Raw genomic sequence first — 11,575 nt, 5'->3', positions numbered from 1 at the left:
ATGACAGGCACGGCGCCGGATGGCGGACCTGGTCGGCGGTGCGTGCCGGTCTATTGCACCCTACATCACACCAACTAATTGACCTTCAGGCGCGGAGTCTGAAGGTTGCCCTCCGTAGTTCTTCCTGCTGGGGTCAAAGGGCAAAGGGTCAGAGGGCGGCGCGGAGCAGGGCGATGTCGGTGGCGTGGTCGGCGGACAGGTCGCCGCTGGGGGTTTCGACGATGAGGGGGACGCCGGCCGCGGCCGGGTGGCGGACCAGTTCCGCGAACGCCGCCGGGCCGATCGTGCCCTTGCCCAGTGACTCGTGGCGGTCGCGGGTGGAGCCGCAGGGGTCCTTGGAGTCGTTGGCGTGGATCAGGCGCAGCCGGGCCGGGCCGACCGCCTTGACCAGGGTGTCGAGCGTGGCGGTCATGCCGCCGGGGGAGGCCAGGTCGTGGCCCGCGGCCCAGGCGTGGCAGGTGTCGAAGCAGACGCCGAGCTGCGGGTGGTGGTCCACGGCGGTCAGGTACGCCTCCAGGTGCTCGACCCTGGACGCCAGCGACCGGCCCCCTCCGGCGCTCGGCTCGACCAGCAGCGGCGGCCAGCCCTCCAGAGCGGCGCGGTCTAGGAGTGGCCGGAGCACCTCTCGTACGACATCCAAAGCCTTCTCCGCATGGACGGCGTCGACGGCCGAACCGGCGTGGAACACCACGCCCCGTGCGCCGATCGCCTTGCCGCGGCGCAGGGCGTGCTCGAGGGTGGCCACGGAGCGTTCGACGGTCGCCGCGGTCGGGGAGCCGAGGTTGACCAGCAGTGCGGCGTGGATGTACGCGGACACGCCCCAGTCGCCGCAGCCGGCGAGGAACGCGGCGTCCTGGGCCGGGTCGCCCTCGGCGAGCGCCCAGCCGCGCGGGTTGGACACGTAGATCTGCACGGCGGTCGCGCCGGTCTGCTCGACGTAACGCCGCGACGCCTTGGCCAGGCCACCGGCGACGAGCGCGTGCCCGCCGACCGGTGTCTCAGCCGTCACCCGTACCGAAGACGCCACCTGTACCGAAGACGCCACCTGTACCGAAGCCGCCACCTGTACCGAAGCCGCCATTTAGAAGGAAGCCGCCACTAGAAGTACGCGAGCAGGCGGATGCGTGTGCCCGGCGGCACCTGCGTGCCGGGCTGCGGGTCCATCTGCCGGACCGTGCCGAAGCCCTGCACGTCGACGGCGAGCCCCATCGACTCCAGCTGCTGGCGGGCCTGGTCGAGCTGCTGGCCGCGGACCTCGGGCACCGTGACGAGCGCCGGGCCCTTGGAGATCTGCAGGTCGATGACCATGCCGTCGGTGACGCTGTTGCCGTCGCCGATGCTCTGCGAGACGACCTCGTCCTTGGGCTTGTCGCTGTCGACCGGCTCGATCTTGCCGATGGCGATCTTCACCTTGGTGAGGGACTGCTTGGCGTCCTCGACGTTCTTGCCGATGACGAGCGGCACCTTCACCGGGTTGGGGCCCTTGCTGACGAAGATCTTGATCGTCTGGCCGGGCTTGACCTCGGTGCCGATCTTCGGCTCGGTCTCGACCACGTAGCCGGCGGGGACCGCGTCGTCGTACTTCTCGGCGCGGGTCGCCTGCAGCCCGGTCGCCTGGATGTCGACGAGGGCGAGGTCGTACTCCTTGCCGGCGATGTCGGGCACCTTGTGGATCTCGGGGCCGAGCGACAGCGTGAGCGTGATCGTGCCACCGTCCAGGATCCGCGCGTGCGCGGCCGGGTCCTGGGCGAGGACCTTGTCCTTGGCGATCTTCGCGTCGAACCTCGGCGGGCCGAACTTCACCTTGAACCCGGCGGCCCTGGCCTGCTGGCCGGCCATGTCGCTGGACATCGTCGTCAGGTCGGGCGCGTCCGTGTAACGGCCGACGCCGATCCAGTACCCGCCGATCGCCACCAGCAGGCCCAGCGTCAGCATCGAGGCGATCACCGCGAGCCGGGTCCGCGGGTTGGCGTTGATCTGGGCGAGCAGCTCCGCCAGCCGGGCGGCGGGCCCGACCGGCTCGGGCTCGGCGGCGCGGCGCCGGCGGGCGGGCGGCTGCGCGGGGGAGGGGCTGGGCAGCTTCGCCCACGACGGCCGGGCCGGCTCCATCGCCATCGCGCCGGTGCGGTACACGTTCTGCGTCTGCGGCACCGACTCGACCTGCGGCACGATCACCGTCGGCTGCGCGAGCGGGCGCGACCGGGTGGCGATCTCCATGCCGATGCTCTCGCGGACGGCCTGCACCTCGGCGAGCATCGCGCCCGCGTCGGTGGGGCGGGCGCCGGGGTCGCGGCGGGTCGCACGGGTCACCAGGTCGTCGATGGCCGGCGGGAGCCCCGGCACGTACCGCGAGGGGAACGGCACGTCGCGGTCGACGTGCTGCCACGCGACCTCGACCGGGCGGTCCGCCTCGTAGGGCACCCGGCCGGTCAGCATCTCGAAGAGCACGATGCCGGCGGAGTACACGTCGGTGCGCGGGTCGGCGTGGCCGTCGGTGACGAGCTCCGGCGCGACGTAGGCGACCGTGGCCATGAGGTGCGAGCCGGTCTCGTCGGCGCTGGCCTCGACCGCGCGGGCCAGGCCGAAGTCGGCGACCTTGACGACGCCGTCGATGATGTTGTGCGAGTCGCCGGGGGCCTCCGCGACCAGCACGTTCTCCGGCTTGACGTCGCGGTGGACGAGACCGGCGCGGTGCGCGGCGGCGATCGCGGCGAGCATCTGCTCCATGATCGCGAGGGCCTCCTGCGGCTGCAGGCGGCGGCGCTCGGCGAGCACCTCGCGCAGCGTGTGGCCCCGCACGAACTCCATGACCAGATACGGCAGCCCCTGGTGGGTACCCTGGTCGTACACCGCGACGACGTTGGGATGGGTGAGCCGCGCGATCGTCTTCGCCTCGTCCGTGAACCGGTTGACGAACTTCGGATCGTGCGACTGTCCAGGGTGGATGATCTTCAGCGCGACGGTCCGCTCGAGCCGCTCGTCGAGTGCGGTGTAGACCGTCGCCATGCCGCCCTTGGCGACACGGGAGCGAACGCGGTAGCGCCCGTCTACAAGCGCACCGAGTAGGGGATCGGCGACCGTGGTATCCATTGGCTGCGAGTGTACGGCTGGTGAACCGGATTCCTCAGCCTCCTGCCATACCACCATTGGTTTGTCCCTGTTTTGGAGTCTTTGAGGCCGTGCGGGTTGGCGACGGCGTCGATACGGAGGGTGACGGACTGGCCGTCGCGCTCGGGCTGGGGCTCGCCGACGGCGACGGCGTGCCCTCCACCGTCTTCGTCGTCGGCACCACCGCCGGCGGCGGCACGGCGGGGATCGCCAGGACCGGCGGCGGCGCGGACCGCCGCACCTGCGCCCGCGGCGACGCCTTCTGGGTCTCCGGCGCGCTGCCGGAGGTCTCCGGGACGACGGCCGTCGGCTTCGCCGCCGCGGCCGCCACCGACGACGCCGGCGGCGAGGTGCGCAGCGCGGTCAGGCTGCCGGCGACCGCGAGGTACGTGCCGGCCGCCCCACCCGCGACGAGCAGCGCCACCCCGCTCGTCGCCGCCACCCGGCGCGGCCGCTCCCGGCGCGGGACGGCCCGGTGCCGCGGGGTGAACCCGGTGAACTCCGCCGTCTCCGCGGTCAGCAGCTGCGTCAGCTTCCGCCGGCTCACCTGCCGGTAGACGTCGTAGCGCGCGGAACGCCAGGCACCGGTGACCTCATGGTGGACCTTGAGCCAGAGCCCCACAGCCGTTCCCCTCCGTCGGTATGCGTCCCAGCGACATGGCACTGTGTTCCCTGTGACCGAACAACCAGTGGGCCCCACCGAGTGGCTGACCATGCCGGACGTCGCTGAACGCATCGGCATCCCGGTCAACCGGGTGCACCAGCTCGTCCGGGAGCGCAAGCTGCTCGCCGTCCGCCAGGACGGTGTGCTGCGCGTGCCGGCCGACTTCATCAGCGACGACGGTGTGGTGAAGCACCTGCCCGGCGTCCTCACGGTGTTGCACGACGCTGGGTACAACGACGATGAGGCGCTGCGGTGGCTGTACACGCCGGACGACACCCTGCCGGGCACGCCCGCGGCGGCGCTGCGCGGTAACCGGGCCACCGAGGTCAAGCGCCGCGCGCAGGCCCTGGGCTTCTAGCGGTGCTCCCCTTCACGTACCTGCTGGTGCTCGCCGGCTGTCTCTTCGGCGCGCTGTGGCTCGAGCCGCTGCTGAAGGTCGGCGTGCTCCGGCAGGTGCGGCGGCTCGTCCTGACCATCGCCCCGGTCGCCGCCCTCTTCATCGGCTGGGACCTGCTCGCCATCCGCGCGGGACACTGGACGTTCGACCCGGCGCAGATGGTCGGGGTCGTCTTCCCCGGTGGGCTGCCGCTGGAGGAAGTGCTGTTCTTCCTCGTCGTGCCCGTCTGCGCGATCCTCGGCTTCGAGGCGACCCGGCAGACCCTGCTGCGGCTCTCCGCGCGGCGGCGCCCATGACGTACACCATGGCCGCCGTGACCGGAGTCGTCGCCGCCGTCCTCATCGACGTCTTCGCGATCCGGAGCCGGGTGGTGCTCGGCAAGGTGTTCTGGTGCACCTACCCGATCATCTTCGGCTTCCAGCTGCTGTCCAACGGGATCCTGACCGGCCGCGGCGTCGTCCTGTACAACCCGGCCGACATTCTGGGGCTGCGGCTCGTGTACGCCCCGGTCGAGGATCTCCTGTTCGGCTTCGCGTTGATCGTGCTGACCCTGTCGCTGTGGGTCAGACTGTCCGCTGCGTCGCGGCCTGGGCCAGACCCGTCAGGACCTCCCGCGCCTCCGCCGTGAGGTGCGCCCCGTCCAACGCTCCCAGCGCCTCGGCCGTCAGGTCGGCGATGCGGCGTTCGGTACGGTCCAGGGCGCCGCTCCCGACGATGACCTCCCGCAACCGCGCGACCCCCGCGGCGTCGAGCTCCGGGTCGCCGAGCAGCTTCCACGCGTCGTCGGCACCGCTGTCCTCCATGGCCGCGGCGACCAGGTACGTGCGCTTGCCCTCGCGCAGGTCGTCGCCGGCCGGCTTGCCCGTCACGACCGGGTCGCCGAACACGCCCAGCACGTCGTCGCGCAGCTGGAACGCCTCGCCGAGCGGCAGCCCGTACCCCGCGTACGCCTTGTTCAGCTCCTCCGGCGCCCCGGCGATCGCCGCCCCCAGCAGCAGCGGCCGCTCGATCGTGTACTTCGCCGACTTGAACCGCGCCACCAGGCTCGCCCGCGCCGTCGACGTGTCCCCGGTCGCCTGCGTCTGCACGTCGAGGTACTGGCCGATCGTCACCTCGGTCCGCATCTCGTCGAACACCGGCCGCGCCCTGGCGAGCGTGTCCGCCCCGAGCCCGCTCGCGTGCAGCATCTCGTCGGACCACACCAGGCACAGGTCCCCGAGCAGGATCGCCGCCGCCGTCCCGAACCCGTCCGGATCGCCCCGCCACCCCGCCCGCGTGTGCAGCGTCGCGAACCTCCGGTGCACCGCCGGCTCCCCGCGCCGCGTCTCCGACCCGTCCATCACGTCGTCGTGGATCAGGGCACTCGCCTGCACCAGCTCCAGCGCCGCGACCGCCGCCACCACCGCGTCGTCATCGGCCCCGCCCGCGCCCCGGTACCCCCAGTACGCGAACGCCGGCCGCAGCCTCTTACCCCCCTGCACCACGAGCGCCTCGATCGCGTCGGCAACCGGGGCGAGGGCTTCCAGCTCGATCTCCGCGAGCCTGCTCCGCCGCTGCCGCAGGAAGTCGTCGAGTGCCTGCCGCACCCGCGTGCGAAGCTCGGCCCGGTCGAGGAAGGGGTGCGTCACGGCAGAGACGCTAGCCCGAATCCGCGCGGACCGCCGCTCCGGTCCCCACCCCCGTCATCCACTCCGCCTCCCACCCCGTCCACCCGACGGACCCACTCCACCCTGCGAAATCACTCCTTCACCCACCGTGTGCCCGAACCGCACTCACCCGGGACCATGAACGCGCCATCGTCATCGGCGGGCTGCCGGTCCGGCCTCGGCCTCGACCTGCCCGCCCCGACCCGTCGGCCCCGCCCCGACCCGTCGGCCCCGCCCCGACCCGTTGCCCTCGGCCCGCCCCGACCCGTCGGACTGAGGCTCGCAGCGGACCGTCTCGGCCCGTCCCAGCCCGTCGCCCCTGGCTCGGTCACGGGCGACGCGGCGAACCCGGCGAACCCGGCGGGTGGACAGCCCTGGTGCGTCGACGGTGCAGCGGCGCTCAGCGGCATCCCGGCCTGCGGGTCCAAAGGTTCGACTGGCCACCCTTCCTGGAGCTCGTCCGCCCCGCCACACCTTGTTCACCTTGCCCTCCGCTCTGCCCGTTCACCTCGCCCTTTCCGCGCCCCGCCCCCTCCACCTCGCTCTGGCTGGCCCCGCCCGTCCGCTTTGGCCCGTCCGCTTTGGCCAGTCCGCTTTGGCCCGTCCGCTTTGGCCCGTCCGCTTTGGCCTGTTCGCGCTGGCCTGTTCGCGGCGGCGCGGTTGTAGGCGATGCGGCGGACCGGCACGTGGACAGGCCCCGGCGCGTCGGTGTGCCCGGACCCCGGCGCCTGGAGCCTACGGGCGACTCGCAGGCCGTCCGGCCGTGCCGCCTTCGGCGCCCTCGCTGTTCAGTTGTCAAGGTCGGTCGGTCTCGTCGGTGTGGTCGGGACGTCTGCGAAGGTTCAGCTGGCCACCCTTCCCCGGAGCTGGTCCGACCCGCCCGTCCGAGCCACCGCCGGCGCGGCGAACGAACCGGCGCGGGCGTGCCCCTGGCGTGCCGGTGGTGGAGCGGCGCCCGGCAGGCAGCCGGCGGCAGACTCGGCCAGCTCCGTGTACACGACCAGCGCCGCGGGTCGCCGCCCCCGCCCCGCGGCGGCGTGCAGCGCGGTCTCCAAGGCCCGGAGCTGGCGCAGCACCCGGAACGACCCGGACTCGACGCACGTGAGCAGCGTCTCGGCGGCCGTGGTGCAGGCGGCGTCGAGGTCGCCGCGGGCCAGGTGGGCGCGGGCCAGCGCCGCGCTGACCAGACCCGCGGCGCGGAACCGGACGCCCGGATCCCGCAGCGCCGCACCGAGCCGGGGCAGCGCCGCCGCGGGCCGCCCCGCCGCGGTCAGGCACAGGCCGGCCAGGGCCTCCACGTGGGCGTCGTCCAGCCAGTACAGCCACGGCGGCTCGGCCACGGAGCCCCGGCGGGCATGCGCCCGCTCCGCCGTCGCGAGGGCGCCGTCGCACGACCGCCGATCGCCGGCCGCCGCGGCGGCGAACGCGGTCCGCAGCGCCAGCACGGTCGCCGTCGCCGGGTCGCACGCACCCGCGACCCGCTCGGCCGCGACCGCGGCCCGGACGGCCGCCCGGGCGTCACCACGCTCCCCGGCGGCCTGCGCGACACAACCGAGCAGGTGCCCGGCGAGGGCCCGGTCACCGCCGGCGACCGCCGCCCGCACCCCACCCCGCACGGCGCCGTCAGGCACGGGCCGCCCCGCGTCGGCCGCGACCCAGGCATGCAGCTGCACCAGCTCGGCGACCGCCGCCGGCGGCCCGCATCCCGTGCCGGTGGCCCGCACCGCCGACCGCAGCCCGGCGAGCACGAGCGCCACCAGCTCAGGCCCCGCGACCAGGTCATCCATCCGCCGCAACCCGGCGATCCGCCCGCCCACGTCATCCACCTCGCTCGGGCGGGCCATGCCCGTGCCCGGGCCGGTGCCGTGCGTCGCCGGCCCGTGCGGGACGGAGCCGGGCGGCGCGACCCGGTCCGTGGAGGCGCCGGCCGAAGCGGGGCCGGGCGGACGCGGTACAGGCCGGATGGTCGCCGTGATGGTCGAGATCGTGGGCGTGGTCATGGTCGGCTCCCTTCGCCGGCGGGTGTGGGCCGCGGCGCGCTCCAGGTCGTCCAGCGGGGTGTCGAGCACGAGCGCGAGCCAGCACAGCCAGACCCGGCTCGGGATGCGCTCCTCCCGCTCCCACCTGGAGATCTCGTGGCGGGTCAGCGTCGGCAGCCCCGACGCGGCGCACAGCAGCCCGGCGAGCCGCACCTGCGACTTGCCCTGTGCCTGTCGCAGGCGGGTCAGCAGCACTCCGAGCGTCTCGCCCGGGTGTGCGGGCGGGTCGATCCTCTGGGACATGGGTCACGACCTCCTGGCACCAGCGACCCCCGTCCTCTCGCGGTCCAGCAGGACGCCCGGCGTGCCGCAGGCCTTCGCGATGCCCGCGGCCGTCGAACCGTCCAACGTCTTTCTACCTCAGGGGTACGACATGATTCGCCGACGCGACCTCCCGGCCGCGGTGCCGGGGGCACTACAGTCGGGGCGTGGCTTCTGGACTTCCTTCTGTGATGGGTGGCGGACCCGCGGCGATCGGTGACCTGATCGCGGCGGAGGCGCCGACGTTCTCCTTCGAGTTCTTCCCGCCGAAGACCCCGGAGGGCGAGCGCCAGCTGTGGCAGGCGATCCGGGAGCTGGAGCCCCTTCGGCCGTCGTTCGTCTCCATCACGTACGGTGCGGGCGGCACCACCAGGGACACCACCGTCGCCGTGACCGAGCGGGTGGCGACGGAGACGACGCTGCTGCCGATGGCGCACCTGACGGCGGTCAACCACTCGGTGGCCGAGCTGCGCAACGTCATCGGTCAGCTCGCCGGCGCCGGCATCCGCAACTTCCTGCTGGTGCGCGGCGACCCGCCCGGCGACCCGATGGGCGAGTGGGTCCAGCACCCGGAGGGTGTCCTCTACGCGGAGGAGCTCGTCCGGCTCGTCCGCGAGTCGGGGGACTTCAGCGTCGGGGTGGCGGCGTTCCCGTACAAGCACCCGAGGTCGGCGGACATCGAATCCGACACGGCCAACTTCGTCCGCAAATGCCGGGCCGGCGCCGACTTCGCGATCACGCAGATGTTCTTCGACGCCGACGACTACCTGCGCCTGCGGGACCGGGTCGCGGCCGCCGGCTGCGACACCCCGATCGTCGCCGGTGTCATGCCGGTCACGGCGATCGGCACCATCGCCCGCTCGCAGCAGCTGTCCGGCGCGCCCTTCCCGCCGGCGCTCGCCGCCCGGTTCGAGCAGGTCGCCGACGACCCGCAGGCGGTGCGGCGCCTCGGCATCGACCTGGCCAGCGAGATGTGCCAGCGGCTCCTCGACGAGGGAGTGCCGGGGATTCACTTCATCACGCTCAACCGGTCGACGGCGACCCGGGAGGTCTGGCAGCAGCTCGGTGTCGGCGCCCGCGTCTGACGTCCACGACTGGGACGGTTATGCCGAGCGGTGGGCGGCGGCACACGGCGGCTACGACCCGAGGTCCGCACCGCCGCTCGTGCGGGGCTGGCTGCGCATCTCGTACGAGCTGGGCGCCGCCCTCGTCCGCGTGGGTGTCCGCAGCCCGAACACGGTCACGGTCCTGGGCCTGCTGCTGTCCGTCGCGGTGCCGCTGACCGTCATCGGCGGGGGCGGCTGGGCGTTCGCCGGTGCGGTGCTGGTGCTGCTGTCAGCGGTCGCGGACACCGTCGACGGCGTCCTGGCCGTCGTCACCGGCAGGGCAAGCCGCCTCGGCCAGGTCTACGACTCCGCCGCCGACCGGGTCGCCGAGGCCTGCTGGCTGGTCGCGCTGGTCCTCCTCGGCGGGCCGGCCTGGCTCGCGGCGGCCTGCGGCGGCGGGATGTGGCTGCACGAGTACGTCCGCGCCCGCGCCACCGTCGCCGGCATGTCCGACATCGGCACCGTCACCGTCGCGGAACGCCCGACCCGCGTCCTCGTCACGATCTTCGGCCTCCTCGCCGTCGCGGGCGCGTCCGCCCTCGGCCGCTGGGAGTCCGCGACGGCCCTCGCCGTGCTCGCGGTGATGGCCGCCCTGACTTCTGCCGGCTTTACGCAACTCGCCATCGCCGTCCGTCGCGCTCTGTCATGACCCGGTGACGGGGCTCCATGGCCGTGACCGCGAGGTATTACCATCGGTGACGACGTCGGAAGGCGATTTCGGCGGCTGCTGTACGGTCGCTTGGTGAAGCGGTCAGCCCGACGCCGACTGCCTGCCGTCCTGCCCTGGGTGGCACGCAACGAGGCGTCTACGGCTCGGCGAGTCGAACGCTGACGGCCCCGGGCCTCGTGCCACGCGCGTCCCGTGGGGGACGAGCGGCCGAGTGGAACAGGCGCTAGGCGGGGCCGATGCGGTCGGCGACGATCTTGGCGGACAGCATGACTAGGGGGAGGCCGCCGCCGGGGTGGACGGAGCCGCCGACCAGGAACAGGTCGCGGACGGTGCCGCGGGTCGGGGGGCGCAGGAGGCCGGTGAGGCCGTGGCTGGCGGTGCCGTAGATGGCGCCGCCGGGGGAGCGGGTCGAGGCCTCGAGATCGGCGGGTGTGAGCACGTCGCGGAAGAGGAGGCGGTCGCGGGGGTCGGCGCCGCGGGACGCGAGGATCGACAGGACGCGGTCGGCGTAGCTGTCGGCGACGCCGGGGGAGCGCCAGTCGAACTCGCCGTGCGGCGGGGCGTTGACCAGGACGAACCACGCCTCGTGGCCGGTGGGGCGGGCGGTGGGGTCGTCGGCCGAGGTGACGAAGACGGCGGGGTCGGCCGGGGGGCGGGCGGGCGAGCCGAAGATCGCGTCGAACTCGGCGTCGTAGTCGCGGGGGAAGAACACGGTGTGGTGCGCGAGCTGTGGCGTCGTGCCGCGGACGCCGAGCAGCAGGACGAACCCGCCGAGGCTGCGCCGGGTCAGGCGGGCCGCGCGGCGTGGGGTGGGGAGCAGGTCGCGGTAGAGGTGGAGGGCGTCGGCGTTGGCGACGACGAGGTCGGAGCGGACGGTGGCGCCGCCGGTGAGGACGACGCCGGCGGCTCGCGGGCCTTCGACGAGGACGGACTCGACGGGGGTGCCGAGGTGGACGGTGACGCCGAGCGCGGCGCACCGGGCGAGCAGCGCGTCGGCGAGCGTGCCGAGGCCGCCGCGGAGGTACCAGCCGCCGAACGCCAGCTCCGCGTAGGGGATCGCGAGCAGCGCGGCGGGGGCGCGGCGGGGGTCGGCGCCGGTGTACGTGGCGTAGCGGTCCAGCAGCATCCGCAGGCGGGGGTCGCGCAGGTGCCGGCGGCCCAGGCCGCGCAGCGTCTGGCCGGGCGCGATCGCGGCCAGGTCGCGCAGCCGCCACGCCAGGCCGGCGAGCTGCAGCGGGCTGTCGACGGGGGCGGTGAGGACGTGCCGCCACGAGGTCTCCCAGACGCGGGCGGCGCGCTGCCACAGGTGCCGCCAGTCGGCGGCGGCGTCGGCGCCGAACGTGGCCGCGATCCGGTCCTCGAATCCGGCCCCCGCGCAGGAGTCGAGGGTCGTGCCGTCGGGGAAGTGGTGTCGTACCAGCGGATCCAGCGCGACCAGGTCCAGCTCGGGGGCGGGGCCGCCGGTCTGCGCGAACAGCTCCGCCGCGACCTGCGGCAGGGTGAACAGGCTCGGGCCGGTGTCGAAGCGGAAGGTGCCGGCGGCGGTGACCCGTTCGTGCCGGCCGAGCTTGCCGCCGGCGGTGGTGGCCTGCTCGAACACGGTGACCTTGTGGCCGGCCGCGGCGAGCCGGGCCGCTGTCGCGAGGCCGCCGACGCCGGCGCCGATGACGGTCACGGTTGCCAT

At 73.9% G+C, this 11,575-nt stretch carries 11 protein-coding genes; 6 read left to right on the top strand and 5 right to left on the bottom strand.

The window, feature by feature from the left end; genetic code table 11:
- Positions 1-148: 148 nt before the first annotated feature.
- The gene (locus AB0J72_RS46320; protein ID WP_363411969.1) at positions 149-1,009 is read right to left on the bottom strand and encodes a deoxyribonuclease IV; all 861 of its coding nucleotides are present in this window, start codon (positions 1,007-1,009) and stop codon (positions 149-151) included.
- 89 nt (positions 1,010-1,098) lie between these two features.
- Positions 1,099-3,090 carry a PASTA domain-containing protein gene (locus AB0J72_RS46315; protein ID WP_363411967.1) on the bottom strand — a complete coding sequence of 664 codons (1,992 nt, stop codon included), beginning with the start codon at positions 3,088-3,090 and terminating at the stop codon, positions 1,099-1,101.
- A gap of 89 nt (positions 3,091-3,179) precedes the next feature.
- Between AB0J72_RS46315 and AB0J72_RS46310 the strand changes: the two genes are divergently transcribed.
- The 4 genes from AB0J72_RS46310 (at position 3,180) to AB0J72_RS46295 (ending at position 4,797) form a co-directional block, all read left to right on the top strand.
- Positions 3,180-3,665 carry a hypothetical protein gene (locus tag AB0J72_RS46310; RefSeq protein WP_363411965.1) on the top strand — a complete coding sequence of 162 codons (486 nt, stop codon included), beginning with the start codon at positions 3,180-3,182 and terminating at the stop codon, positions 3,663-3,665.
- Between the two features lie 117 nt (positions 3,666-3,782).
- Positions 3,783-4,130 (top strand): Rv2175c family DNA-binding protein, encoded by a 348-nt coding sequence (locus tag AB0J72_RS46305; RefSeq protein WP_354903467.1) that lies wholly within the window; start codon positions 3,783-3,785, stop codon positions 4,128-4,130.
- 2 nt (positions 4,131-4,132) lie between these two features.
- On the top strand, positions 4,133-4,465 hold the full coding sequence (locus tag AB0J72_RS46300) for a lycopene cyclase domain-containing protein (RefSeq protein WP_363411962.1): 333 nt from the start codon (positions 4,133-4,135) through the stop codon (positions 4,463-4,465).
- The gene (locus AB0J72_RS46295; RefSeq protein ID WP_363411960.1) at positions 4,462-4,797 is read left to right on the top strand and encodes a lycopene cyclase domain-containing protein; all 336 of its coding nucleotides are present in this window, start codon (positions 4,462-4,464) and stop codon (positions 4,795-4,797) included. The genes AB0J72_RS46300 and AB0J72_RS46295 overlap by 4 nt, the downstream gene beginning before the upstream one ends.
- Here the strand turns inward: AB0J72_RS46295 and AB0J72_RS46290 are convergent.
- On the bottom strand, positions 4,733-5,797 hold the full coding sequence (locus tag AB0J72_RS46290; protein ID WP_363411958.1) for a polyprenyl synthetase family protein: 1,065 nt from the start codon (positions 5,795-5,797) through the stop codon (positions 4,733-4,735). The two genes, AB0J72_RS46295 and AB0J72_RS46290, sit on opposite strands and share 65 nt — an antisense overlap.
- A gap of 860 nt (positions 5,798-6,657) precedes the next feature.
- Positions 6,658-8,097, bottom strand: coding sequence for a helix-turn-helix transcriptional regulator (locus AB0J72_RS46285; protein ID WP_363411956.1), 1,440 nt, complete (start codon positions 8,095-8,097; stop codon positions 6,658-6,660).
- Between the two features lie 185 nt (positions 8,098-8,282).
- Here AB0J72_RS46285 and metF point away from each other — a divergent pair, with 185 nt between their 5' ends.
- On the top strand, positions 8,283-9,200 hold the full coding sequence (metF, locus tag AB0J72_RS46280) for a methylenetetrahydrofolate reductase [NAD(P)H] (protein WP_363411954.1): 918 nt from the start codon (positions 8,283-8,285) through the stop codon (positions 9,198-9,200).
- Positions 9,181-9,870 (top strand): CDP-alcohol phosphatidyltransferase family protein, encoded by a 690-nt coding sequence (locus tag AB0J72_RS46275; RefSeq protein ID WP_363411953.1) that lies wholly within the window; start codon positions 9,181-9,183, stop codon positions 9,868-9,870. Before metF ends, AB0J72_RS46275 begins: the two co-directional genes overlap by 20 nt.
- 244 nt (positions 9,871-10,114) lie before the next feature.
- Here the strand turns inward: AB0J72_RS46275 and crtI are convergent, their stop codons facing one another.
- Positions 10,115-11,575: a phytoene desaturase family protein gene (gene crtI / locus AB0J72_RS46270; RefSeq protein WP_363411951.1), complete on the bottom strand. Its 1,461-nt coding sequence runs from the start codon at positions 11,573-11,575 to the stop codon at positions 10,115-10,117.

It is taken from the genome of Dactylosporangium sp. NPDC049742, assembly GCF_040674675.1.
Classification (GTDB): domain Bacteria; phylum Actinomycetota; class Actinomycetes; order Mycobacteriales; family Micromonosporaceae; genus Dactylosporangium; species Dactylosporangium maewongense.
The sequence above is the reverse complement of the archived record's forward strand: the minus strand, read 5'-3'. Positions and strand labels throughout refer to the sequence as shown.